Below are 23938 nucleotides of genomic sequence, written 5' to 3'. Positions count from 1 at the left end.
TCAACCGTTCAGGTGATCCAGTTCTTCAACATTGATGGTGTTCAGGTTACGGAACAACAACACCAAAATAGCCAGACCGATTGCAGCCTCAGCGGCGGCAACGGTAAGAATGAAGAACACGAAGACCTGACCCGAGGCTTCGCCCAGCCAGGTGGAAAACGCCACAAAATTAATATTGGCCGACAGAAGAATCAGCTCAATGGACATGAGCAGAATCAACAAATTTCGTCGATTCACAAAAAAACCAAAAACACCGATGCAGAAAAGAATGGCTGCCAGAACCAGATAGTGGGCCAAGGTAATGGTCATTATTTTTCCCCCTGGTCGCGCGACTCATCGACCTTTTCAGTTTGAGACGGCAGGTTAACCAGACGCACGCGATCTTTGGCCCGCACTTTTACCTGCTGCGACGGATTGCTGTACTTCACATCGCGTCGACGACGCAGGGTAAGTGCAATTGCCGCAACCATGCCGACCAGCAAAATAACCGCACCAACTTCAACGGCGAAAAAATATTGGCCGTACATGAGCTCGCCCAGTGAAGCGGTATTGTTGTAACCCGCTTGCTGCGCTGCCGGGCCGCCGCTGTCGCCCCATGTGGTAATGAGCACAAAGGCCATTTCCAGCACCATGATCAACCCGATAATCAGACCCATGGGCAAATACGCTTTCACTCCACGGCGCAGATTTTCCATCCGCACATCAAGCATCATGACGACGAACAAGAAAAGCACCATCACCGCGCCCACATAAACCAGCACAAGCAACAAACCAAGGAATTCTGCACCGATCAGAATCCACAGCATTGCAGCATTAAAGAATGCCAGAATCAGATTCAATACGGCGGTAACCGGGCTTGCAGCGGTAATAACGCGAAACGCGGCCACCACCAGAACAACGGCCAACAAATAAAACAGGACAGTAGCAAATGTCATAAGAGTCAGTCCTGATGATCAGCGATAAGGCGCGTCTTCGGATCGACGGCGCGCAATTTCAGATTCGTAGCGATCACCGATCGCCAGCAACATGTCTTTGGTGTAGTAGAGATCGCCCCGTTTTTCACCGTGGTATTCATGGATATGCGTTTCCACAATAGAATCGACTGGACAGCTCTCTTCACAAAACCCACAGAAGATACATTTGGCCAGGTCAATGTCGTAGCGGCTAGTACGGCGGGAGCCGTCATCGCGCTCTTCCGATTCAATCGTAATGGCCAGGGCAGGACACACTGCCTCACAGAGCTTGCAGGCAATGCAACGCTCTTCACCATTCGGATAACGACGCAATGCATGCAACCCGCGAAAACGCGGTGAAGCAGGCGTTTTTTCCTGCGGATAGCGCAACGTCACTTTCCGCTTGAAAAAATTTTTGCCGGTTAACCGCATGCCTTTAAGCATTTCGGTAAGCATTAAACTGCCAAAAAAATCTTTAATCGCTTCCATATCTAGCCCCAGTTAACCCTTTATTGCCAAATATTCCACGGCGTTTGCATCCAGATCGCCACAACAACCAGCCAGACACCCGTCAATGGAATAAATACTTTCCAGCCCAGGCGCATAATTTGGTCGTAGCGATAACGGGGAAACGTTGCACGGAACCACACAAACAGGGAAACTACGAAAAAGGTCTTGAGACCTAGCCACAACCAGCCTGGAATCCAGGTGAAGGGTGCGATATCAATAATGGGCAGCCAACCACCCAGAAACATAATGGAGGCCATGGCCGACAACAGAATCATATTGGCGTACTCGCCCAGGAAGAACAGCGCGAAAGCCGTACCCGAGTACTCCACCATATGGCCGGCAACAATTTCCGACTCACCTTCCACGACATCGAATGGATGTCGGTTGGTTTCCGCCACACAGGACACCACGTAAATAACAAACAGCGGCAGCAGTGGCAGCCAGTTCCACGACAGGAAGTTCAGCCCCATATCGGCAAACAGGCCACGGTCTTGACCCAACACAATATTGCTTAAATTCAGCGAACCCGATACCAGCAGTACCGTAACCAACACGAACCCGATTGCCAGTTCATACGAAACCATTTGAGCCGCTGCGCGCATTGCGCCCAAAAAAGCATATTTCGAATTCGATGCCCACCCTGCGACAATAACGCCGTAGACCCCCACCGACGTAATGGCCATCAGGTAAAGCAAGCCCGCATTAATATCGGAAAGCACGAGCTCGGGCCCAAACGGAATGATGGCCCAGGCGGCTAAAGCCGGCATTAGCGTGACAACCGGTGCCAGAATAAACAAAACCTTATTCGCCTGACTGGGAACCACCAGTTCTTTTGTGAGCAATTTAAAAACGTCGGCAAACGGTTGCAGCAGCCCCCGCGGCCCCACCCGTGTGGGCCCCAGGCGAATATGCATGGCACCGATCATTTTCCGTTCCCAATAGGTAAGGTAGGCAACGCAAAGAATGATCGGAACGGCAATCACCACAATTTTTACCAGCGTCCAAACCACATACCACGCAGTTGGCCCGATCAGACCCGCCCCAAACTCGTTAATTGTGTTCAGCCATTCCATTTAGGCACGCTCCAACGTAACTTGGCCAAAGGCACTACCCAGGTCAACGGTTTGCGGAAACGCTGTAGCAACACGCACAGTACCCGGCGCCACGGCGTCGTCTGCCTGTACTTGCAAAACCACCTGCCCGGTTTCTGAACGAACCCGCGCGGCATCGCCTGCTTGCAAACCATATTGCTTCAATGTTTCGACATGCGCGCGCAAAACGGGCGGACGGGAGGCCGGCGTTTCCTGCAAAGGTTTGGCGCGACGAACAATTGAGTCACTACGATACACCGGCACATCGGCAACGCGTTCAAGCCCCTCGACCTCATTCACCAAGGCCGGCGCAATACGAACTTCGTTGGATAGCCTTTCATGCGCGTTGGGCGACAACACGGCATCGCGCACCGCCTCTGATGTCTCTTCGTCGAAACCCGACAATTCGAATAAGTTACCCAGAACACGCAACACTTTCCAGGCTGGACGCGTTTCACCGAATGGCGCCGCTGTGCCACGGAAGCTTTGCGCACGCCCCTCCGCATTCACAAACGTGCCCGACGTTTCTGTGTAGGGAGAAACCGGCAACATAACATCGGCCCAATCAGCAGCCGCATTGGCGTAAGGGGTAAGCGCCACGTTGAACTCCGCCTGCTTCAGGGTTTGCACAGCTTGCCGGCCGTTATCGGCATCAAACAGGGGTTCAGCGTGCATGACAACATACGCTTTTAATGGCTTGCTTAGCATTTGCGCAGCCGTTTGCGCGCCGACGGCCGGTACAGCCCCTGCCAAATAACCACCTACCGTGTTACCACCGGTTGTCAGCAACCCAAGACGCCCTTTCGCCAGCCGTGCAACCTCTTGTGCATTGGCCGCAATCTGAGAAGCAAAAGGCGAAGTGACCGCGGTGTTACCCAACAAAATGGCAACACGTTGACCTGAAGCCAACATTTCGGCAACACGTTTTGCCGCGTCCGAGATTTTGACACCCGCGAAAGCCTGAGCAGGTGATTCACCGGCAGACTCAGCCAATGCCACCGCGACTTCCGCCAGCGCGTTGGGCAGGGCTGAAGGTTTTACTTCAAAATGGGACGCAACATTCATGAGCGGATCGTCGTAGGCGCTACCAATAAATGCGATCTGGGTACCCATTTTGGCGGCCTGACGCAAGCGTTGCGCCATGAGAGGCTGATCTTTGCGGATAAAACTGCCTACAACCAAAACACGATCCAGCGTATTCAACTCGGCAACCGGCATGCCAAGCCAAGGGGCACCCTGGAATGCCTGGACAAAATCCGTATCGTTATAGCGCAGACGAAAATCAATATTTTCCGAACCAAGGCTGCGCGTAAGCCGGGCCAATAGCGATAACTCTTCCACCGTAGCCAGTTCACTGCCCAATGCGCCGATTTGATTCGCACCGTGTTGGTCGCGTACTTTGTTCAGGCCTTTCACTACAGCCTGCAACGCATCGCCCCAAGACGCTTCCGACCAATTGCCGTCGGCGTCTTTCACCATGGGATGCGCCAGGCGATCGCCGGCATACAAACCGGTATAGGCAAAACGATCACGGTCGGAAATCCAGCACTCGTTAACCTCTTCATTTTCGAAGGGAACGACACGCATCACCTGATCGTTCTTCACTTGTACAACAAGGTTCGCACCCAGGCTGTCGTGCGGGCTAACCGACCGGCGACGCGCCAGCTCCCATGTACGTGCCGAATAGCGGAACGGCTTGGAGGTCAGCGCCCCAACCGGGCAGATGTCGATCATGTTTCCCGACAGTTCGGACTCGACTGCTCGACCCACGAAGCTGGTAATTTCGGAGTGTTCTCCCCGGTTAATCATCCCCAGTTCCATCATGCCGCCGATTTCCTGACCGAAGCGTACACAACGTGTGCAATGAATACAGCGCGGCATTTCCTCTGCGGAAATGAGCGGCCCCATCTCTTTATGAAAGACCACGCGCTTCTCTTCTTTATAGCGCGAAGCCGACTCGCCGTAGCCCACCGACAAATCTTGCAATTGGCACTCACCGCCCTGATCGCAAATGGGACAATCGAGAGGGTGATTGATCAGCAGGAACTCCATGACGCTTTCTTGTGCCGCCACCGCTTTTTCAGACGCGGTGTGAACAACCATGCCGTTGGAGGCCGGGGTGGCACAAGCGGGCATGGGTTTGGGGGCTTTCTCAACCTCAACCAAACACATGCGGCAGTTGGCCGCAATAGACAATTTCTTGTGATAGCAAAAATGCGGCACATACAGCCCGAGCTTATTGGCCGCATGCATAACCATGCTGCCTTCGGGCACTTCAACTTTCTTGCCGTCGATGGTGAGTTCAACCATTAGCGTATCCTGACCCTACAAATATTTGGGCACCACACAGCTTTTATGCTCGATGTGGTGTGCGAACTCGTCGCGGAAATGCTTGATAAAGCTGCGAACGGGCATGGCTGCAGCATCGCCCAGTGCACAAATCGTGCGGCCCATAATGTTATGCGCAACGGAATCAAGAACCTCAAGGTCTTCCGGACGCCCTTGACCGTGCTCAATTCGATGCACCATGCGATACAACCAGCCCGTACCCTCGCGACACGGTGTGCACTGCCCGCAGCTTTCTTCATAGTAAAAATAAGACAGACGCATCAAAGATTTCACCATGCAGCGGGTTTCGTCCATGACGATGACGGCCCCCGAACCCAGCATCGAGCCGGCCTTGGTAATGCCGTCGTAATCCATGGTGGTTTCCATCATGACGTCGCCCGGCACCACCGGAGCACTCGACCCTCCGGGAATCACCGCTTTGATTTTACGCCCGCCACGCATGCCGCCTGCCAACTTCAAAAGCTCCGAAAACGGCGTGCCCATTGGAACTTCATAATTCCCGGGCAATTCAACGTCGCCCGACACAGAAAACAGCTTTGTGCCGCCATTATTGGGGATACCGGTTTCCAGATAGGCTTGACCGCTGTTGCGGAAAATCCAGGGCACCGCAGCGAACGTTTCCGTGTTGTTAATGGTGGTGGGCTTGCCGTATAAACCGTAGCTGGCGGGGAAAGGCGGTTTGAAACGTGGCTGACCTTTCTTGCCTTCCAACGACTCCAACAATGCGGTTTCTTCCCCGCAAATATAGGCGCCGTAACCATGGAATGCGTGCAACTGGAAGCTGAAATTGCTGCCCAGGATTTTGTCACCCAGAAAACCGGCTTTACGCGCTTCTTCCAGCGCTTCTTCGAAACGATCATATATTTCGAAAATTTCGCCGTGAATATAGTTGTAGCCCACGCTGCAACCCATGGCGTAAGCTGCAATGGCCATACCTTCAATGACAATATGCGGGTTGAAGCGAAGAATATCGCGATCTTTGAACGTACCCGGTTCGCCTTCGTCTGAGTTACACACCAGATATTTCTGACCAGGTAAGTTGCGGGGCATGAAGCTCCACTTCAAACCGGTGGGAAAGCCTGCCCCCCCACGACCACGCAAACCAGAGGTTTTAACCTCTTCAATGACGTCTTCCGGTGTCATGCCGGAGGACAAAATTTTGCGCAAGGCTTCATACCCGCCCCGCTTTACGTAATCTTCCAGGCGCCAATTCGTGCCATCGAGACCGGCCACGATTTGCGGGCTGATATGACGACCATGAAAAATCATACTGCGCGACAAGTCGTTGTTGGGCGCAATATCGAGGCCTTCCGAAAATTTTTGCAAAATAGCGGCGGTGCTCATTGCGCCCCCCCGTTCTGTTTCAATTCATTGATCATGGCATCGATCTTTTCCGGCATCATGCGCACACACATGTGCTTGTTGTTCACCAACATGACCGGGGAATCTCCACAAGCGCCCATGCACTCACCCTCAACCAATGAGAAGAGACCGTCTTGCGTTGTTTCATGAAAACCGATACCCAACGTTTTCTTCAAATGCTCCGCTGCGCTAACGCCGTCGCGCAAAGCACAGGGCAAATTAGTGCACACGGATATTTTGAAACGACCAGGAAGCTGGGTATCGAACATGTTGTAGAACGTTGCCACCTCTTGAACAGCAATAGGTGGAACCTGCAAATAACGGGCAACATCTTCAATAACGTCGATAGAAACCCAACCTTTCTCGTCTTGGGCTATGGCCAATGCAGCCATAATGGCTGATTGCTTCTGTTCTTCGGGGAACTTGATCAGTTCCCGGTCAATTTTCTGATAGGCTTTTTCGGAAAGCAGCATAGTTTGATCCGGTCGTTACCTTGGCTTGCGCCCGTTAGCGGTCAATTTCACCAAACACAATATCGAGCGTACCGATAATGGTTACCGCATCGGCAATCATGTGCCCACGTGACATTTCATCAAGCGCTTGCAAATGCGCAAACCCCGGCGCACGAATTTTCAAGCGATACGGCTTATTGGCCCCATCGGAAATCATGTAAATACCAAATTCGCCTTTGGGATGTTCAACCGCACTGTAGGCCTCGCCACGCGGCACATGCATCCCTTCGGAAAACAACTTGAAATGGTGAATGAGATCTTCCATCCCGGTTTTCATTTCCTCGCGCGAAGGCGGCGCGACTTTGTGGTTGTCGACGATGACCGGGCCGGGGTTATTGCGCAACCACTCAACGCACTGGCGAATAATGCGGTTACTTTCACGCATTTCAGCCACACGCACCAGATAACGATCGTAGCTGTCGCCGTTCACACCTACCGGTATGTCGAAATCGAGGCGATCGTACACTTCGTAAGGTTGTGTGCGACGCAAATCCCATTCCACACCGGAACCACGCAGCATAGGCCCGGTAAAGCCCAGCGCTTTGGCGCGATCCGGGTCGACTACACCAACGCCCACCAAACGCTGCTTCCAGATGCGATTGTCGGTTAGCAGTGTTTCGTATTCATCAATACAGGTTGGGAAACGATTGGTGAAATCTTCGATGAAGTCGAGCAATGAGCCGGAACGTGCATCGTTCATGGCTTTTAATTCTTTGGCACTGCGGTATTGGCTGCTTTCACCATACTGCGGCATGGTGTCAGGCAGGTCGCGATACACGCCGCCCGGGCGATAGTATGCCGCATGCATGCGGGCACCAGACACGGCTTCGTAACAATCCATTAAGTCTTCACGCTCGCGGAACGTATAAAGAAATACCGCCATGGCGCCCACGTCGAGCGCATGCGAGCCGAGAGACATTAAATGATTCAGAATCCGGGTGATTTCGTCGAACATGACCCGGATATACTGCGCGCGCAACGGCACATCTATGCCGGCGAGCTTTTCAATCGCCATCACATAGGCGTGCTCATTGCACATCATGGAAACGTAATCAAGACGATCCATGTAAGGCAAGCTTTGCAAATAAGTTTTGTGCTCGGCCAGTTTTTCGGTAGCGCGATGCAACAAACCAATGTGAGGATCGGCTCGCTGAATAACTTCGCCGTCGAGCTCAAGAACCAGGCGCAACACGCCGTGTGCCGCAGGGTGCTGAGGCCCGAAGTTCAGGGTGTAATTCTTGATTTCAGCCATGTTATCGCTCTACTCCGTAGCCCTCTTCACGCACGATACGCGGCGTAATTTCGCGCGGCTCAATGGAAACCGGCTGATAAATCACCCGTTTCTGCTCGGTGTCGTAACGCATTTCAACGTTGCCCGACAGAGGGAAATCTTTGCGGAAGGGATGCCCGATAAACCCATAATCGGTAAGAATGCGCCGCAAATCAGGGTGACCTTCGAACACAATGCCATACAAATCGAATGCTTCGCGCTCGAACCAGTTCACCGAAGGCCAGACATTGAACAGCGTATCTATCACGGGGAATTCATCGTTTTGCACCCATGTACGAACTCGCAACCGCCAATTGTGCGCAACAGACAGCAGGTGAATCACAACGGCATAACGTTGAGGAAACTTGGGCGGCGCAACCTGCGCGGCGGGTTCGCCGTATGTGGCGTAATCGACCCCGCATAAATCGATGCATAGTTCGAAAGACAATGCCGGTGTATCACGCAAAGCAGTGCAGACATCTACCCACTGGCCCGCCGGGACATCAAGAGTGAGCTCGTTCAACGCTTCCTTCAGGGAACAGTTTTGGGCAAACTGTGTCTGCAGGTGATTTTTCAGAGTTTCAAGCCGGGTCATAATAAATTCGTCGGACGATTTAAAGGGGCGCGCAAATTAGCGGGCGATGGTGTTGGTGAGGCGAATTTTATTTTGCATTTGCAAAAGCCCGTAAACCAGCGCTTCCGCTGTGGGGGGGCACCCCGGCACATAAACATCGACCGGGACAATTCGATCGCAGCCCCTGACGACAGAATAAGAATAGTGATAATAGCCGCCCCCGTTCGCACAGGAGCCCATGGAAACCACCCAACGCGGCTCAGGCATTTGGTCGTAAACCTTGCGCAAGGCAGGTGCCATTTTGTTGCACAAAGTGCCGGCCACGATCATGAGATCGGACTGACGCGGACTGGGGCGAAAAATAATACCGAATTGGTCAAGGTCGTAGCGCGCCGCGCCGGCGTGCATCATTTCCACGGCACAGCAAGCCAGACCGAATGTCATTGGCCACAAAGAACCGGTTTTGGCCCAGTTCAAAAACTTGTCTGCACTGGTCGTGATAAAGCCTTCTTTCAGAATGCCGTCGATTGCCATGATTTAGCCCAAATAACGATAAATGCCGTATGCCGGCCATAACAAATCTGCCACGCGCAGCGTCGACTACTCCCAGTCGAGCGCGCCCTTCTTCCACTCGTAAAGGAAACCAACGGTGAGCACCGCCAGAAATACCATTACAGTCCAGAACCCAACCATGCCCAGGGCATCGTTCGCAATTGCCCAGGGGAAAAGAAAGGCAATTTCAAGATCGAACAAAATGAAGAGAATGGCAACCAGGTAATAACGCACATCGAACTTCATGCGCGAATCATCGAATGCTTCGAAACCACACTCGTAGGGAGACAACTTTTCAGCATCAGGGCGATGAGGCCCCAACACGCGGCCAACCGTTAAAAGCGCAAAGCCAATGCCCGTGGCAACAATAACAAACAGCAGAACGGGGAAATACTCTTGCAGGTTCATGCCATGCGTCCAACCGTGATAAGTAAACTTTTGGATTGTATCATTTTGCGAACGCACATTTGGGGGTTAACCCTGTTTTGATACAAAACAACGACGCAAAACAAAAGCCACCCCGAGAGGTGGCTTTTGTCTTTTACGACGCGTTCAGATTTGAAGCGAAATACAACTTCAAATTAGAACTGGTGACGCAAGCCAACAGCGAACTGAGTAGCTTTCAGGTCGTCTTGGAAGTTGACGTTGTCAGCATAAGAACCCAAAGCGTAGATGTTGGTACGCTTGGACAGCTTGTAGCTGTAGCCAAGGCTGTATACGCTCTGCTTGTCCTCACCCCAGTTGTAGATACCAGCGTTGCTGGGATCAGACATCATCCAGCTGGCCATGATCTTGCCGGCGGAACCAACAGGTGCGCTCAGACCCAAAGCGTAGGAATTCACTTTCAGGTTGTCGTTAACGGCGAACGAATCGAGTTCAAGACCGTCGGACAAGTTACCCTGGAAGTCGCCCAGGTAGCTGTTGCTGCCCAAGCTGGAGTTAGCGGAGAACCAGCCATTACGTGTTTGACCACCTGCAGCGTGAACTTTAACTACTTCGAAGTCATAGCTCAGAGCCAGATTCCAGGACTTAACTGTTACACCGCTGTCAGCAGCAGCTACGCCGGCAGCTTCGCTGTTCTTGAACTGGTCATAAACCAATGCGGCGGCCAGAGGGCCGTTTGCGTAACGCAAACCCGTTGTCCAGGAACGCACGTTGGGATCACCGCCACCCGAACGCTTGAATTCCTGATTGCCGTCGGCATTAAAGGAATAACCAACACCGAACTGGAAGCCGGAGAAGCTGGGGGTTTGATACATGATCATGTTGTCGAGGCGGTGATTTCCAGCAACGCTAAATGCCGATCCAACACTCGCTTGGCCGAAAGTCGTACCAAAAGGAGTTGCAATATCCGCGAAGTATTTCGAGGCGATATTGGCTTGACGGCCAAAGTCGAGACGCCCCCAGGAATCGGACATTAAACCAACAGTAGCATGGCGACCGAACAAACGCTGACCCTGACCGGATTCACCTGTACCCAGGTCGAAACCACTTTCCAATTGGAAAACCGCCTTCAGACCTTCACCCAGATCTTCGGTACCCTTCAAGCCCCAGCGGTTGCCGGAGTTGATACCGCTGACCATACCAGTGTTTGTGCCTTTAACGTCGGCGCCGGCAGCATCAGTACCTTTGAATTGCTGGTAACCAAAACCACCGTCAACGCGGCCGTACAGCGTAACGGAAGTTTCAGCTTGTACCGCACCTGCAGCGAAGCCGGCGATCAACGCGGCTGTAAGCAGACTTTTTTTCATGAGTAAATCTCCGTAGATTTGAGTTGAGTGGCAACCCGGTCATTGCCCAGTTGCCTTGTTGAACTCCGCGATGGGAAGTTGAAGAGTATTCCAACAAAAATCCCGACTTCTTGCCATCACAAACACGCAAAAACCCGGTTCTTTCTGTTTTTGTGTTGCTAACCGACAACAAAAGTGATCAAAAAATGATCAAAACAAAGGGTTTTCACTGATCTGAATAACCCTAGGAAAATTTCTTCCAAAAGAATAAAAAAGCCAACTTTAAACCGATGTTTTATTTTAAATAGAATTGTTAAACATTTGTTTCATTTAATATTTTCTAATTATAAATTCTGTACCGTACAGTACAAATATAAATCATAAAAGAGACTGTCAATTTAGAAAAACGTGTAATAACAATCGACTACGGGATAGTTCTAATACCAAAATCAAAACTGAAACATTTTTGTCATATTTCAAGGGCTTTCTAAAGGGTGCGCAAGTGGTGATCCCACGCTACCGATTGATCGCTTTTTATCACTTTGGGCTCGTCCATACCGGAGCGCCAGTACGCCCACCGACCAAACCCACTATTCACGATGACCCCCCCCTGTGAAGCCGGTGCAACACCACACCCGTCGGGCAGATCGTGCATCGCAAGAAACGTCTTGCTTTCGGCATCCCAATAGGCCACCACCCCCCCTACCGGGCTACTTGCCGCGACAACACGGGTGATGGGGTCGAACGCGATTGAACCCACATAATGTTGCATGGCATGCCAGATTTCGTCGTCGGCCTGCACCCACTCAAGGGGGCCCGGCCCGCTGTGATAACCCACCAAAGGTACCTGATGCGCACGACTTCCTTGATACTGGCAGCCAAACCACACAGATTGCTGATGATCCAGAACCACGTGCCTGATAGATTGCTGATGTTGGTGAGCGGGTAAAACGTGGCGCGACAGCATTTGGCCATTGGATACATCCAAATAGGCCAATGACGCTTGCATGGTGTCGCGATTCAATACCAGCTTGTCGTAATCCGGATGCGTCAACAAGCCGCCATTGGCAACACATAAACGGTGTTGCTTTACATCAAGAATTATTTCGTGGGGGCCGATACCTGCAGACGCCCACTCCCCCACTCTGTCGAATCCGCCCGAGGATGGGTTCAACCGATAAAGACCAATCATGCCACGCCCGGCCTCAAAATCGTTCTCAGCCGCATACAGTAATTGCCCATCGGCTGAAAACGCACCATGGCCCGAAAAGTGGCGCCCTTGTGGGGTATGAAAAACCTGTGCCGGCTCGTTCAATTTGCCGGGATCACAGGAAAACATCACCGCTTGCGTACCTGGCTGTCGCGCAAACGCCACCACTGTGCCGCTGCTTGAGTCAAGCGCAAAACTGTGTCCCCGCCCTGACAGCCTGACGGAGCGCAAGACCTGCCCCCCTTCCGTTAGCAGCACCGCCTCATAATTGCCGCCAAACTTACGTGCCGCCAGATACAGTGGTCCGCGTAACGCGGAGCCGGGCTCCACCGCCGCCCTGACCGCTCGCTGAGGTGCCACAGCGGCCACAAATGCCAAGCCCAGCCATTGTCGTCGGTTAATCCCCATCGAGTGCGTTAAACCCTACGTTGACACCTAACGCCAACGCAAGATCGGCATCGGTTAAATCTTTCGCATTATCAACAATACGTCCCAAAAGCATCCACTCCTGTCGCAAGGAAGGCGACGGAACTGCTTCATCTGCCAAAGGCAACGCGTTAGCCTGTTGCGCTGCGCGGCCCAGTTCCGCTTCAATTTGCTCCACAATCCATTCCTGATCAGCAGGCAACAAATCGGGGGCAAGCACAAAGGCCCGCATCCCCGTCAGTGAAGCCGCGATCGCTGGGCCGGTTAAACCGCTGCGCCAATACGGCGCCTTCTTGACCGCCACTTTTGTCTCAGACCCCATTAACGGCGGGGCAAGTTGAATATCGCGCACAAACTGCAAACCAGTCGATAACGCCTTGACGCCTTCCGACAAAATCTCCTGGTTGCTGCGATAGACCGGATTATTTGCCCCAGGCTTAACAAAACGCTGCGCATACTCGCCATTGGGCAATAACCACGCCTCACTTAACTCACCGGCTACTGACGCAATGTTTTTCGTAAGATCAGCGGCATAACGGCACAGCGGCCTGCGCTCATCTGCCGACAAGAAATGATTCAACACGCCTTTATCCCGATACAAAACATACTCCAGCGCCGGAAGCCCTTGAACCGCAACACTCGACTGCCCGATCGGCACGGCAGGCTCTTCACCCTGATATTGCTGCAGCATGCCCGAAACCTGCCGCAGCATGACACCACGGGGGTCAGGCCAAAAACTTAAACGTTCATAGCGATTGTCTTCAACCAAAGGGCCAAACCGCAGGAAGGCCGCACCCGACCAGGCTTTAACGACCGACTCAAAATCCGAAGCGGTTTTATGCAGCCACGCCGGATCCGCCTCGATACACCCTTGTTCAACATGCTGCTGCAAGTTACGTGACTGTTGCGCCAAATGCTGAAAACCCGGCGCAATCGCGCGTTCAACCCACAGTCGGCCGACCTCGCTGCCGGCAACTGACGCAGAATGCTTTTCGCTACCTTGCGCCAACGCAGGTTTCACACCCATATAACTTAATATCGCCACCATACAAAACGCCGTCATCCGTACGGCGCAAGCGTGTGCCTTCGTCTCAAGGCGCTTCATAAAGACTCCAGGAATTTCAATAAATTGTCGCGATCTTTTGGCGTCATGGCGGCCACGCGGTCTCGCGCAGCCTGTGCCTCGCCGCCATGCCACATCACGGCCTCCAGTAACGTTCGGGCTCTCCCGTCGTGCAGCCAGGTCGCGTTCGGATTAACCGTTTTGGTAAGCCCAATACCCCACAAAGGCGGCGTACGCCATTCCCGCGCCCATGCGCCTCCTTCATCGGCCAGGCCCGGCCCCATATCGTGCAGTAACATATCGGTATACGGCCAAATCAGTTGGAATTGATGGGCGGGATGCGTTGCATCTCGGCGCGTGACATATTTAGGCACATGGCAGGCCACGCAGTTGGCTTCGTAAAACAACTTTTTCCCGGCCAACACCCGCGCATCATTAACATTTCTGCGTTGAGGCAACGCCAGGTTTTCGGAATACCGGCTGACGAAATCCAGCAGCTCACCCGGTACCTCATGCGCCCCCTGACTTTTTTGAACACCATGCGGCATCTTGAAACACGCCTTTTGAGCAGACGTGCATTCGCCATACGGTGACGGCACCAAAGGAGTCGACAAACCCATATCGGCGGAAAACGCCACTGCGGCCTGCTGCTTGACGCTAGGCTGCTCGGCTTTCCAACCGAAACGCCCCAAGGCTTTTTCACCCGTAACAAGGTCTTCCACCCAACGTACACGCCCGGTAATACCGTCTTGTTTTGCCTCAGGGCGATTGATATTACGAAAAATATCGTTAGGGTGAATCGCCTCAAGCAGACCTAATCCAACCATTGGCGAAGCCAACCGAGGGGATAAACGCACATCTTTATGCAGCGGGCCATATGCCAAGTCGGTTAGCTCGTAAACCGGCTTCATCAACTCAACTGTTTCGCCGCCGTTCAAAGCAACTTCCTGCGATTCATACCGAATCTGCAAATCCCCCTCTCGACTTAAACCGGGAACAGCAAAAGGCTGAAACTGATGACCATAGATAGGATCGGGCGCCTCTAAGGCCTCGATCACTGAATCGACGGCGTCGTCTTGATTATGGGCCAATGACAAACGTATCAATAAGGCCATATTCCCCGTGAGCGCTTCGGGGTCAAACCCCGGCACCGTGCCTCGACCATCTTTGACATGGCATGCCTGGCAGGATCGGGCGTTGAATAGCGGCCCCAATCCATCGGACGCAAGTGTAGACGAGGGCGACGAAACCCAGTCTTTGCGAAATAAACCGTTCCCGACAAGAAACTGCTGGCGCTCTTCAAAACTTAAGTTGGCAGCCGGATGGGAAAAAATATCGGCATTCACTCGCTTATCAACTGTTCCCGCGCCGCCTTGCATAACTTCAAACGACTCGGCTTGCGAGAAGTCTTCAGTGTAGTCGGTCACCGCCTGAACCCGTTCATAAGACGCATCAGACAAATCGGGTCGCGCCTGATCGGGTGCGACTTGCTGCGATTGGCTGTACGCCGGCCCACCGATTGCAAGACAGAATGCAAGCAACAGAGACCGGCCACCCATGGCATAGTGCGCGAACTGCGTCATGAGTCGTCTGCTTATTGGAAGACGGCCGAGGGACCGTCAAGGCTGTCAGAGCCTTCGATTTGAACTCCGCCCAAGTCGAGCAATGCAATCACCCGCTCAATGCTACGCGTTTGCGCAACAAGATGATCCACCACCGATTGCACTACCGCGTTGCCTTCGGCGTTGCCTGATGCAATCATTTGATCGTACGTTTCAACGTGTTTCGCGCGTTCACGCATGATTTCCATCGCTGCCAGCGTGGCCGACAACCGTGAGCGCATTTCTTCGTCCAGCTTGGGGTCATGTTGGCGTACCAAATCGCTTAACGACGGGCCTTCTGTTAATGTGCCGTCAACCGCAAGATACTCGCCCAAATAAACGTTTTGCATCCCTAATTGGTTGTAGTAGTGTGAATTATGGGTGTTGTCCGAGAAACAATCGTGCTCTTCTTCCGGATCATGAAGAATCAAACCCAGTTTGATGCGTTCACCCGCCAGCTCTCCGTAAGAAAGACTACCCAGCCCGGTCAGCATGGCGATCAGACCCGCTTTAGGATCCAACACAACCGCTTCACGCGCCTGGCCCTGATCCTGCCAATATGACACCATTTGTTCGAGGTCGGACACCAGCATGTCGGTTACCACACGTAAGTATTGAGCTCGACGTTCACAATTTCCGTTGGTGCAGTTTTCAAAGCTGTAATCAGTATAAGGGCGGTTACCCGAGTGCCGCTCCTGCGGGGTGCCACTGCGCCCTTCCGGAGCAGGCCCCGTGCCATTCAAGTCTTGCCCCCAAAGTAAAAACTCAACAGCGTGATAGCCCGTTGCAACGTTCGCCTCATTACCATCCGCTTCATGCAATACATTACGCAATAAATCAGGGGTGATTTCCGAGGCGTCAACTGATTGCCCACCAATTTTCAACTGCGGATTAGCAATGACATTCACCACATAATAGGCATTTAAATCGGAGTCAGTGCCATACGACGCATCAACATAATCAATCATGCCCTCGTCAAGCGGCCAGGCATTCACCTTGCCTTCCCAGGCATCCACAATGGGGTTGCCGAAACGATATGCCTCAGTTTGCTGATAAGGTACACGCGAGTCGATCCAGGCTTGGCGCGCCGCCGCCATGGTTTCGGCACTGGGTTTTTCCAAAAGCAAATTGATCGACGCCTGAAGATCGCGTGCAGAATCCAGTGCATCTGTATAGGCAGCGTGCGCAATGTCTGCATAGGTTTTGGTTACAGCTTCGGGTGTGGCGGCCCACGAGGCGGACGAAACCATCAACAGCACCGCTCCAAACACATGCCCCAACTTGGATAACTTAATCATGCTTTATCTCGCCCTTAACCGTTGTTTTCAATTTCAATACTGAGATTGTAAACGATTTGCATTTACTAATCAGCATCTAAGCCGGTTCATCAACGGTGAATGAAAGCGCCACGCGAAAAAAAACCGCAACCTTCAGGGTACCTACCCGGACTGGTTACGGTTTTTTAAAATTCTGGTGCCGACGGCGAGACTCGAACTCGCACAGCTCTCGCCACTACCCCCTCAAGATAGCGTGTCTACCAATTCCACCACGTCGGCTAAATTGCTTGTTAGCAAAGCACGCTATTTTAGCATGCTTTTAACAATTTATTCTGTTGCTGCGTTAGAAGCGGGTACCTCAGGCACCTCGGCAGACGACGTGCCGTCTGTTCCGGCGTTGGGCGTTGCAGGTACCTGGGAACCCATGCCGGGAACTTCAGAACCTGTGGCAGGCACTTCGGAACCCGCACCCGGAGCTTGAGGAACCGCGGGGCCTTCCACCGGCGCTTCTTCTTCATAGCCCTGCATGATACCCGAATCAAGAATGGAGTCACCCGTACGGTGTGACACCCAGGCCAGGCCGATTGTTGAGGCAAAGAAAATAACCGCCGCCCATTTGGTCATGCGCGACAAAAAATTCGCCGCACCCGTTGCGCCAAAGACGCTGCCGGCCGAACCACTGCCGAAAGCCGCCCCCATGTCGGCGCCTTTACCTTGCTGCAACAGCACCAACACAATAATGCTTAGCGAGGAAATTACCTGAATCGCCAGAAGAAAAGAAGACAACCATTCCATTTTGAAATTACTCCGGGCCCTTAGGCCGCCGCTATACGTAAAAATTCTTCCGCCACCAACGATGCGCCGCCCACCAGCGCGCCATCGATGTCCGGCATGGCAAACAAACTTGCCGCATTGGCAGCCTTAACACTGCCACCATATAAAACCTGCACCTGCTCTGCACCCAATTCGCGCAACGCCGCGCGGATCAGTGCATGCACTTCCTGCGCCTGCTCGGGCGTTGCCGTACGCCCGGTGCCAATAGCCCAAACCGGTTCGTAAGCAATAACCATTTTGGCCACCGCTTGTGGCCCCAACGCCAAAACCGGCTTTAACTGAGCCGCAATAACATCGGCAGTTTCACCCGCCTCTTGCTCTTGCAGGGTTTCCCCAATACAAACAACCGGAACCAAACCCGCCTGCAGGGCAGCTTGTGCTTTTTGTGCCACTAGTTCACTTGACTCGCCATGATAGCTGCGACGCTCGGAATGGCCAACCAGCACCCAGCGGCAATTGAAGTCGCACAACATGGCTGTACTGACTTCACCGGTGTAAGCACCCGATTCGTGTACGCTCACATCTTGGGCGCCCCAGGACACCTTGCTGGTTTCCAATAAAGCCTGGGCCTGAGCCAGATAGGGAAACGGCACACATACCCCCACATCCGCACTAACGTCGGCACCGGCGCGCAGCGCTTCCAGCAACTTGACGTTGTCGGCCAGGCTGCCGTTCATTTTCCAATTGCCAATAACCAAACGTTGACGCGCTTGCGAGGTAGTCATGAGTAAAGCCGGGATCGAATAAACCCGCTATTGTAGCGTGATTTATTCGATCTCGTTGAGCCTGTCGCGGTTAAACCGTGAGAATAATTTTACCGATTTGCTCGCCCGCTTCCATCATGGCATGTGCCTTGGCGGCCTCTTCAAGCGGGAAAGTAGCATGAACAATAGGCTTAATCTTGCCGGCTTCAAGTAACGGCCATACATGTTCACGCAACGAGTGCGCCACTTCCGCCTTGAAACTAACCGAACGCGGACGCAAGGTTGACCCCGTTACCGTTAAACGGCGACGTAAAATCTGACCGAAATCCAGCGTGCCCTTCACGCCACCCAATAAGGCAATAATCACGATTCGCCCATCATCAGCCAAACATTTCAAGTCGCGGTTAATGTAATCGCCCGCCACCATATCCAGAATGACATTCACCCCTTGGCCATCGGTCAGGGCACGAATCTCTTCAACGAAATCCTGTGTTTTGTAATTAATCCCTTTGGCGGCGCCCAGTTTTTCAACTGCCTGCACTCGCTCATCACTTCCCGCTGTGGCATAAACAGGGTTACCCATGGCTACGGCAAGTTGAATGGCCGTCGTGCCAATACCACTGGCTCCGCCATGAACCAGCAACGACTCTCCTTTTGCCAGGCGCCCGCGATCGAACACATTGCTCCAAACCGTGAAATACGTTTCAGGCAAACCCGCCGCCTCGATATCGGACAAACCTTTGGGAATCGGCAGGCACTGATCGATCGGTGCGACGCAATATTCCGCGTAACCGCCACCGGTAATTAAAGCGCAAACCTTGTCACCCTTGGCAAAGCCGCTGTCGCCGACATTACCGTCGACAATTTCACCTACAACCTCAAGGCCTGGAATGTCAGAAGCACCGGGAGGCGGCGGATAATTACCTGCGCGCTGCAAAGCATCCGGCCGGTTTACCCCCGCCGAAATCACCCTCAGCAACACTTCGTTTTCATTGGGCACCGGCATGGGGCGCTCGGCAGGCACCAGCACTTCAGGCCCGCCCGCCTGGGTAATTTCCACCACTTTCATGACAAGTACTCCTTGGACAATTCAAAGCGCATAGGCTAAACTAGCGGGCTTGCATTGGCAAGTTAAGCTTACAGTAGTAGTAGCAAGCCTAGCACCAACGCGTAATTAGACCATTTTCAGGAAGCGTGGCAGAGCGGTTGAATGCACTGGTCTTGAAAACCAGCGAGGGTTTGCGCCCTCCGTGAGTTCGAATCTCACCGCTTCCGCCAAATAAATAAATCAAGCCCCTGATGATCAGGGGCTTTTTTATCTACCTTATCTGCATTTGACGTGCCATTTATAATGGAAAGCCTAATTTAAAAGGAGCTCTACATGACCCAAGCCTCAGCCCGCCATATTCTTGTTGATACCGAAGACCGCTGTCTCGAGCTTAAAGCATCCATTGAAAACGGCGCCGATTTTGCCCAGGTTGCCAAAGAGAACTCGCGCTGCCCTTCGTCGAACGATGGCGGCAACCTCGGCACCTTCGGCAGAGGTCAAATGGTGCGGGAATTCGATGAGGTCGTATTCAGCGCTCCTGTCGGCGTCGTTCAAGGCCCCGTCAAAACGCAGTTTGGTTTTCATCTGGTTGAAGTCACCGGCCGTCAAGACTAACTAGTACGACTGCCAGATACCGCGCGGGGCAGGTGGCACCAGGCTGCTTTAAGGGCCTTATGCCTGGCACACTTGCCTTGAAAAACCAACTAAAGCCCTTATTTGCGCGCCAGTATATCGGCCACAATTTGCCCGGAACCACCACCCAAACCCGGCCCAGGATGGGTAGAGGCGCCAATGTGATACACATTTTTATAAGGCGTACGATGTCCGCGCGCGCCGGAGCTGCCGGCAAAAGGCCGTAACCAAAAGAATTGATCGGGCGAGCATACGCCGGAATAAGGGTCACCACCCACCAAATTGCAATTCATGGCTTCCAAATCGCCAGGTGAAAACGCCTTACGACCAATAATTAATTCGCCCAGCCCAGGCAACACCGTTTCAATACGCTTTTGAATTCGATCGGCCATGGCCTCGCGCACGGTTCCATTCCAGCGCCCGTCGGACGGCACCTGAATTTCACCCGCAGCGTCGCCCTTCAGCCGTGAAGGCATGTCTTGCAGTTGCAGCCATAGAATCCATTTACCCTCTGGTGCCCGGCCGGCATCAACCGCAACGGGCTGGCCAATGGCGATGGTGGGGAAGCGCGGCAACAAACCATTATTGGCTTCCACCACAGACAGCGCTACGTTCTCCATGCTTTCGGTTAAGTGCACCAAAGGCACTTTCAACATTTCAGGATCACGCCAAGGCGCAGGCCCGTTCAAGGCAAAATGCACCTGCATACAACCGCGCCCGAAGTGATAACCCTTGGCGCGCTGGTTGAGTTTCTGCGGTATGTTGGGCAACAACCGCTCGTAAAGCTGAGGTGGCGTGACATTACAAACCACTGCTTCGCCGGCCTGGTACGCTTGGCCATTAGCCACTACGCCCGTAGCCTTTGAACCGCTTACGGTAACCGACTCAACCTCTGTGCCGGTTAAAACCTGCCCGCCCCGCTGTTCAATAAAAGTTTGCAGGGCCTCTACCAAACGCTGACCACCGCCTTTTACCACCGGCATACCCCCGGCAACAACTGCGGCAAAGGTAAGTTTGCCCATTAAGGCGGCGCCGGCATCGTCGGGGCCCAAGCCTGAATGCAGCACCCAGGGGCTCATCATGGCACGGGTAATATCGGAATTCAGCTCGCGATACGACCAACGCCTGAATGATTCCACCGATTCCGACGTAAACTGCAACAAACCGTCGAGCCCTCGCTTACGCCATTCAGAAAAGAACAAACGCATTACCTTACCGCTGTAGGGCGAGTGACCCAGCAAACCGAATGTCAGTGCGGCGTCTTGCTCGAACAGTTTGGCCGCCATTGCGCCGAACGCGTCTCCGTCGCCCGGCGCAATGGCATTAATGCGTTTTACGCTGTCTTCGATATCCTGCTTTAAGGCCAACAACTGACCGTCGGGTGTGGCGATGCCCGTGGTGTACTCGTTGGCCACGAACTCAACACCCAACGCAGCCAGATCATCTTTCAGCTCGGCATACGCGCCGCCGCCCATAAAAAGCGGATACCACGACGACAACACCTCGTGCGTGAAGCCAGGAAACAGCGTTTCGGTGCGAATACAGCCACCGAGCCGATCGTTACGCTCGAGCACTAAAACCGACTTTCCCCGTTTGGCTAAAAGAGCGGCGCACGCCAACGAATTCATGCCGCCACCCACCACAATGATCTGGGCTTGATTACTCATAATTAGACCTTAAGGTACCAGTGCCAACACACGCAACGGGCTACCCGACCCCCCTTTAATCTTCAACGGTGCAGCCACAATAATGGCGCCTGTCGGCGGCAACTGATCAAGATTATTCAGGCATTGCAAACCGTATTTGTTGGCGCCATGCATGAGTGTATGACAAGGATAAGGCATGGGCCAACCGAACGACTGCCCCGCATCGGTGTTAATGGTTTCGACACCGAAACCCAACACATCGCGCTCTTTAATCATCCACTCCACGGCTTCTTGCGAAGGCCCGGGGGTGTGTGCGCCGTCTTCCTTAACGTTGGCGTAGGAAGCCGGATCTTTCTCGAGGCGAGCAGCCCAACCTGTGCGAAAGATTACCCAACAGCCTTTGGGAATCGTGCCGTGCTTGTCTTCCCATTGCTTTAAATAATCAACGGTCAGCACCCAATCGTCATTTTCTGCAACCTGGGCCGTCGCATCAACGACCACTGCAGGCGCAATAAAATTCTTGGGGTCGATGGAATCAACCGTGTTGTTAGGATGATCTTTACCGGTAACCCAGTGAATCGGCGCATCGAAGTGCGTACCTGTGTGTTCGCCACAGGTAAAGTTATTCCAGTACCAGGCCGGTCCGGCATCGTTGTACTGAGAGATTGTCTCCATTTTGAATGCCGTGACCTGACCGAATTGCGGCGGCAATTGCAAGGCAGGAAAATCTGACGACAAAGTGTGGGTAAGATCAACCACCTTGAAATTGCCGGTAGCCAGTTGTTCAAGACTATTTGTAGCGGTACTCATACTCTCTCCTTTAGTTGAAACCTCAATTATCTAAACGACAATTTCGCACGATTTAATCGAAATATCAAACCTTATCGAACTTAATGCTGTCAAACCATTCATCATCCATTTCCGGCAATGGAATGGCATCGATCAGCGCGTGCGTTACTTCGCTTTGAGGGGCGTCAAAAACCTGATCACAGCGGCCGGCCTCGACAATTTCACCACGATTCAACACCATTACCTGCGAACACACGGTGCGAATAACGGAAAGGTCGTGACTAATAAACGCAATCGTCAGATTCATATCAGCAGCCAAGCCACGCAACAGGGTAAGCACCTGTGCCTGCGACGACACGTCAAGCCCGGACACAATTTCATCCGCCAATATAAAGGCAGGATTCAACGCCACCGCGCGCGCAATTCCCACGCGCTGGCGTTGTCCGCCCGATAATTCATGTGGATAGCGTTTTGCAAAAGCCGTCGACAAGCCTACTCGCTCCAGCGCTTCATACGCTTTTTTCTCGGGAGCATCGATGCCATAGCGCTTGATTGGCGAAGCCACAATGCGACCCACCGTATGACGTGGGTTCAGCGACGACATGGGATCCTGGAAAATCATTTGCAGGTCGCGCCTTAAGGGTTTGAGCTGGGCCTCATCGAGATGCGAAATATCTTTACCTCGAAACAGAACCTGCCCGGAAGACACGCCAAGCAACCGAACCAGAACACGCCCCAACGTTGACTTTCCCGAACCACTTTCACCCACGATGCCGGTAATTTCACCTGCCGGCAAATCGAAGGACAACCCCTTTAAAATTTCAATACGCGGCGCAGGCCCGAATAAGGGCTTGCGCGTCATGTCGGGCAAGGCAAGATGCAGATCTCTTACTGAAAATAATGACTCAGCCATGCGACCCCCCATTTACGTCGGAAAGCGCGACTTCTTGCGTCAACGCCGCTATCAGCTCCGCCGGCACCGGCCGCATCGGTTCATTAGGATGAGTGTAACGCGGTGTCGCGCTAATGAGTGCACGCGTATAAGGATGTTGAGGGTTGGCGAAAATACTGGCGGTATCAGCGCTTTCCATGACCTTTCCTGCAAATAAGACCGTCACGGTTTGACTGATTTTGGCCACAACACCCATGTCGTGGGTCACAAACAGTACTGCCGTGCCGGATTCCGCTTGCAGCTCGCGAATAAGCCGCAGAATTTGCTTTTGTACAGTCACATCAAGCGCGGTTGTGGGTTCGTCGGCAACGATAAGCTTGGGTTTGGGCGCAAATGCTGCGGCAATCAATACCCGCTGTCGCATGCCACCGGAAAGCTCGTGTGGGTAAGACGACATGACCCGTTTGGGGTCACGAATATACACTCGCTCGAGCAACTCCAAAGCGCGCGCCTGGGCGGCATCCTGACGCCAGCCCAAGCGTTTCACCAGCCTTTCTGTAATTTGCGGCCCAATGCGCCGGGAAGGGTTCAAGGCGGTAAGTGGATCCTGCGGAATAAGCGATGCGGTGGCTGCAACGGTTTGGCGGCGCTGTGCAGCACTATGTTGATCGAGATTTTCTCCTTGCAAAAGAATTTCACCCGACGTGATCTCGATGTTGCGCGGCAATACACCCAACACGGCTTTACCGATCATACTTTTACCGGCCCCGCTTTCGCCCACCAGCGCCCGAACCTCACCCGGCTTTACCTCTAATGAAACCTGACGCAGCAAGCGCTGACCCCCACGCAAGGCGACATTCAGATCCTTAACCTCAAGTATTGGCTGCGCACTATTAATAGGTGTCATGCCGC

The 23938-nt window shown here is 53.1% G+C and carries 24 protein-coding genes and 2 tRNA genes; 2 read left to right on the top strand and 24 right to left on the bottom strand.

Annotation, left to right across the window (positions count from 1 at the left end; genetic code table 11):
- From nuoK to G9Q38_RS07730, 20 genes are all read right to left on the bottom strand, one after another.
- The gene (gene nuoK, locus G9Q38_RS07825) at positions 1-309 is read right to left on the bottom strand and encodes an NADH-quinone oxidoreductase subunit NuoK (protein ID WP_114419840.1); all 309 of its coding nucleotides are present in this window, start codon (positions 307-309) and stop codon (positions 1-3) included.
- The gene (locus G9Q38_RS07820) at positions 309-935 is read right to left on the bottom strand and encodes an NADH-quinone oxidoreductase subunit J (protein WP_166129636.1); all 627 of its coding nucleotides are present in this window, start codon (positions 933-935) and stop codon (positions 309-311) included. Before G9Q38_RS07820 ends, nuoK begins: the two co-directional genes overlap by 1 nt.
- An 18-nt stretch (positions 936-953) precedes the next feature.
- Positions 954-1442 carry an NADH-quinone oxidoreductase subunit NuoI gene (gene nuoI / locus G9Q38_RS07815; RefSeq protein WP_114419843.1) on the bottom strand — a complete coding sequence of 163 codons (489 nt, stop codon included), beginning with the start codon at positions 1440-1442 and terminating at the stop codon, positions 954-956.
- Between the two features lie 20 nt (positions 1443-1462).
- A complete protein-coding gene (nuoH, locus tag G9Q38_RS07810; RefSeq protein ID WP_119516172.1) occupies positions 1463-2536 on the bottom strand; it encodes an NADH-quinone oxidoreductase subunit NuoH in 1074 nt (357 codons plus the stop codon).
- Positions 2537-4864 carry an NADH-quinone oxidoreductase subunit NuoG gene (gene nuoG / locus G9Q38_RS07805; protein WP_119516171.1) on the bottom strand — a complete coding sequence of 776 codons (2328 nt, stop codon included), beginning with the start codon at positions 4862-4864 and terminating at the stop codon, positions 2537-2539. It lies immediately after the preceding gene.
- Between the two features lie 15 nt (positions 4865-4879).
- Positions 4880-6247 carry an NADH-quinone oxidoreductase subunit NuoF gene (nuoF, locus tag G9Q38_RS07800; protein WP_166129634.1) on the bottom strand — a complete coding sequence of 456 codons (1368 nt, stop codon included), beginning with the start codon at positions 6245-6247 and terminating at the stop codon, positions 4880-4882.
- Positions 6244-6738 carry an NADH-quinone oxidoreductase subunit NuoE gene (nuoE, locus tag G9Q38_RS07795; protein ID WP_114419848.1) on the bottom strand — a complete coding sequence of 165 codons (495 nt, stop codon included), beginning with the start codon at positions 6736-6738 and terminating at the stop codon, positions 6244-6246. The genes nuoF and nuoE overlap by 4 nt, the downstream gene beginning before the upstream one ends.
- Before the next feature lie 34 nt (positions 6739-6772).
- Positions 6773-8029, bottom strand: a complete 1257-nt coding sequence (locus G9Q38_RS07790) for an NADH-quinone oxidoreductase subunit D (RefSeq protein WP_166129631.1) — start codon at positions 8027-8029, stop codon at positions 6773-6775.
- Position 8030: 1 nt separating this feature from the next.
- Entirely contained in the window at positions 8031-8642 is a 612-nt protein-coding gene (locus tag G9Q38_RS07785) for an NADH-quinone oxidoreductase subunit C (protein ID WP_119440962.1), read from the bottom strand.
- Positions 8643-8678: 36 nt separating this feature from the next.
- Complete coding sequence (locus G9Q38_RS07780; protein ID WP_017524972.1) at positions 8679-9155, bottom strand: NuoB/complex I 20 kDa subunit family protein; 477 nt, start codon at positions 9153-9155, stop codon at positions 8679-8681.
- 66 nt (positions 9156-9221) lie between these two features.
- A complete protein-coding gene (locus G9Q38_RS07775; RefSeq protein WP_114419853.1) occupies positions 9222-9581 on the bottom strand; it encodes an NADH-quinone oxidoreductase subunit A in 360 nt (119 codons plus the stop codon).
- 173 nt (positions 9582-9754) lie between these two features.
- Complete coding sequence (locus G9Q38_RS07770; protein ID WP_166129627.1) at positions 9755-10924, bottom strand: porin; 1170 nt, start codon at positions 10922-10924, stop codon at positions 9755-9757.
- Positions 10925-11390: 466 nt separating this feature from the next.
- A complete protein-coding gene (locus G9Q38_RS07765; RefSeq protein WP_166129624.1) occupies positions 11391-12521 on the bottom strand; it encodes a DUF1513 domain-containing protein in 1131 nt (376 codons plus the stop codon).
- Entirely contained in the window at positions 12511-13644 is a 1134-nt protein-coding gene (locus tag G9Q38_RS07760; protein WP_166129622.1) for an imelysin family protein, read from the bottom strand. Before G9Q38_RS07760 ends, G9Q38_RS07765 begins: the two co-directional genes overlap by 11 nt.
- Complete coding sequence (locus tag G9Q38_RS07755; protein ID WP_228276217.1) at positions 13641-15185, bottom strand: di-heme oxidoreductase family protein; 1545 nt, start codon at positions 15183-15185, stop codon at positions 13641-13643. The genes G9Q38_RS07760 and G9Q38_RS07755 overlap by 4 nt, the downstream gene beginning before the upstream one ends.
- An 11-nt stretch (positions 15186-15196) precedes the next feature.
- Positions 15197-16453: an imelysin family protein gene (locus tag G9Q38_RS07750; protein ID WP_228276224.1), complete on the bottom strand. Its 1257-nt coding sequence runs from the start codon at positions 16451-16453 to the stop codon at positions 15197-15199.
- Positions 16454-16674: 221 nt separating this feature from the next.
- Positions 16675-16759: transfer RNA gene (locus G9Q38_RS07745), tRNA-Leu, on the bottom strand.
- A 48-nt stretch (positions 16760-16807) separates the two neighbouring features.
- Positions 16808-17275 carry a preprotein translocase subunit SecG gene (gene secG, locus G9Q38_RS07740; protein WP_119440989.1) on the bottom strand — a complete coding sequence of 156 codons (468 nt, stop codon included), beginning with the start codon at positions 17273-17275 and terminating at the stop codon, positions 16808-16810.
- A gap of 20 nt (positions 17276-17295) precedes the next feature.
- A complete protein-coding gene (gene tpiA / locus G9Q38_RS07735; RefSeq protein WP_166129617.1) occupies positions 17296-18039 on the bottom strand; it encodes a triose-phosphate isomerase in 744 nt (247 codons plus the stop codon).
- A gap of 70 nt (positions 18040-18109) precedes the next feature.
- Positions 18110-19087, bottom strand: coding sequence for an NAD(P)H-quinone oxidoreductase (locus tag G9Q38_RS07730; RefSeq protein ID WP_119516947.1), 978 nt, complete (start codon positions 19085-19087; stop codon positions 18110-18112).
- A 119-nt stretch (positions 19088-19206) separates the two neighbouring features.
- Between G9Q38_RS07730 and G9Q38_RS07725 the strand changes: the two genes are divergently transcribed.
- Together G9Q38_RS07725 and G9Q38_RS07720 are read left to right on the top strand one after the other, a co-directional pair.
- Positions 19207-19296, top strand: a tRNA-Ser gene (locus G9Q38_RS07725).
- A gap of 103 nt (positions 19297-19399) precedes the next feature.
- Positions 19400-19681 carry a peptidylprolyl isomerase gene (locus G9Q38_RS07720; protein ID WP_166129614.1) on the top strand — a complete coding sequence of 94 codons (282 nt, stop codon included), beginning with the start codon at positions 19400-19402 and terminating at the stop codon, positions 19679-19681.
- A gap of 98 nt (positions 19682-19779) precedes the next feature.
- Here G9Q38_RS07720 and G9Q38_RS07715 read toward each other — a convergent pair whose 3' ends face one another.
- The 4 genes from G9Q38_RS07715 to G9Q38_RS07700 all read right to left on the bottom strand — a co-directional run bounded on the left by G9Q38_RS07715 (position 19780) and on the right by G9Q38_RS07700 (position 23933).
- Entirely contained in the window at positions 19780-21366 is a 1587-nt protein-coding gene (locus G9Q38_RS07715) for a phytoene desaturase family protein (protein WP_166129611.1), read from the bottom strand.
- 9 nt (positions 21367-21375) lie between these two features.
- Positions 21376-22155, bottom strand: a complete 780-nt coding sequence (locus G9Q38_RS07710) for a cyclase family protein (RefSeq protein WP_166129609.1) — start codon at positions 22153-22155, stop codon at positions 21376-21378.
- A 64-nt stretch (positions 22156-22219) separates the two neighbouring features.
- Positions 22220-23047, bottom strand: coding sequence for an ABC transporter ATP-binding protein (locus G9Q38_RS07705; RefSeq protein ID WP_166129606.1), 828 nt, complete (start codon positions 23045-23047; stop codon positions 22220-22222).
- Positions 23040-23933 carry an ABC transporter ATP-binding protein gene (locus G9Q38_RS07700; protein WP_166129603.1) on the bottom strand — a complete coding sequence of 298 codons (894 nt, stop codon included), beginning with the start codon at positions 23931-23933 and terminating at the stop codon, positions 23040-23042. The genes G9Q38_RS07705 and G9Q38_RS07700 overlap by 8 nt, the downstream gene beginning before the upstream one ends.
- Positions 23934-23938: the final 5 nt, after the last annotated feature.

Source organism: Pusillimonas sp. DMV24BSW_D (assembly GCF_011388195.1).
GTDB lineage: Bacteria > Pseudomonadota > Gammaproteobacteria > Burkholderiales > Burkholderiaceae_B > Neopusillimonas > Neopusillimonas aestuarii.
Note: the sequence above shows the minus strand (reverse complement) of the source record. Positions and strands in the feature narration are given on the sequence as shown.

Excerpts from the sequence above, each read along its gene's own strand:
- G9Q38_RS07750 (WP_228276224.1), bottom strand. The coding sequence starts at position 16,453 with ATGGTTTCGTCCGCCTCGTGGGCCGCCACACCCGAAGCTGTAACCAAA.
- G9Q38_RS07705 (WP_166129606.1), bottom strand. The coding sequence starts at position 23,047 with ATGGCTGAGTCATTATTTTCAGTAAGAGATCTGCATCTTGCCTTGCCC.
- G9Q38_RS07765 (WP_166129624.1), bottom strand. The coding sequence starts at position 12,521 with ATGGGGATTAACCGACGACAATGGCTGGGCTTGGCATTTGTGGCCGCT.
- G9Q38_RS07770 (WP_166129627.1), bottom strand. The coding sequence starts at position 10,924 with ATGAAAAAAAGTCTGCTTACAGCCGCGTTGATCGCCGGCTTCGCTGCA.
- G9Q38_RS07700 (WP_166129603.1), bottom strand. The coding sequence starts at position 23,933 with ATGACACCTATTAATAGTGCGCAGCCAATACTTGAGGTTAAGGATCTG.
- nuoK (WP_114419840.1), bottom strand. The coding sequence starts at position 309 with ATGACCATTACCTTGGCCCACTATCTGGTTCTGGCAGCCATTCTTTTC.
- G9Q38_RS07730 (WP_119516947.1), bottom strand. The coding sequence starts at position 19,087 with ATGAAAGTGGTGGAAATTACCCAGGCGGGCGGGCCTGAAGTGCTGGTG.
- secG (WP_119440989.1), bottom strand. The coding sequence starts at position 17,275 with ATGGAATGGTTGTCTTCTTTTCTTCTGGCGATTCAGGTAATTTCCTCG.
- nuoH (WP_119516172.1), bottom strand. The coding sequence starts at position 2,536 with ATGGAATGGCTGAACACAATTAACGAGTTTGGGGCGGGTCTGATCGGG.
- G9Q38_RS07720 (WP_166129614.1), top strand. The coding sequence starts at position 19,400 with ATGACCCAAGCCTCAGCCCGCCATATTCTTGTTGATACCGAAGACCGC.
- nuoG (WP_119516171.1), bottom strand. The coding sequence starts at position 4,864 with ATGGTTGAACTCACCATCGACGGCAAGAAAGTTGAAGTGCCCGAAGGC.
- G9Q38_RS07755 (WP_228276217.1), bottom strand. The coding sequence starts at position 15,185 with ATGACGCAGTTCGCGCACTATGCCATGGGTGGCCGGTCTCTGTTGCTT.
- nuoE (WP_114419848.1), bottom strand. The coding sequence starts at position 6,738 with ATGCTGCTTTCCGAAAAAGCCTATCAGAAAATTGACCGGGAACTGATC.
- G9Q38_RS07775 (WP_114419853.1), bottom strand. The coding sequence starts at position 9,581 with ATGAACCTGCAAGAGTATTTCCCCGTTCTGCTGTTTGTTATTGTTGCC.
- G9Q38_RS07780 (WP_017524972.1), bottom strand. The coding sequence starts at position 9,155 with ATGGCAATCGACGGCATTCTGAAAGAAGGCTTTATCACGACCAGTGCA.
- tpiA (WP_166129617.1), bottom strand. The coding sequence starts at position 18,039 with ATGACTACCTCGCAAGCGCGTCAACGTTTGGTTATTGGCAATTGGAAA.
- G9Q38_RS07785 (WP_119440962.1), bottom strand. The coding sequence starts at position 8,642 with ATGACCCGGCTTGAAACTCTGAAAAATCACCTGCAGACACAGTTTGCC.
- nuoF (WP_166129634.1), bottom strand. The coding sequence starts at position 6,247 with ATGAGCACCGCCGCTATTTTGCAAAAATTTTCGGAAGGCCTCGATATT.
- G9Q38_RS07710 (WP_166129609.1), bottom strand. The coding sequence starts at position 22,155 with ATGAGTACCGCTACAAATAGTCTTGAACAACTGGCTACCGGCAATTTC.
- nuoI (WP_114419843.1), bottom strand. The coding sequence starts at position 1,442 with ATGGAAGCGATTAAAGATTTTTTTGGCAGTTTAATGCTTACCGAAATG.
- G9Q38_RS07760 (WP_166129622.1), bottom strand. The coding sequence starts at position 13,644 with ATGAAGCGCCTTGAGACGAAGGCACACGCTTGCGCCGTACGGATGACG.
- G9Q38_RS07790 (WP_166129631.1), bottom strand. The coding sequence starts at position 8,029 with ATGGCTGAAATCAAGAATTACACCCTGAACTTCGGGCCTCAGCACCCT.
- G9Q38_RS07820 (WP_166129636.1), bottom strand. The coding sequence starts at position 935 with ATGACATTTGCTACTGTCCTGTTTTATTTGTTGGCCGTTGTTCTGGTG.
- G9Q38_RS07715 (WP_166129611.1), bottom strand. The coding sequence starts at position 21,366 with ATGAGTAATCAAGCCCAGATCATTGTGGTGGGTGGCGGCATGAATTCG.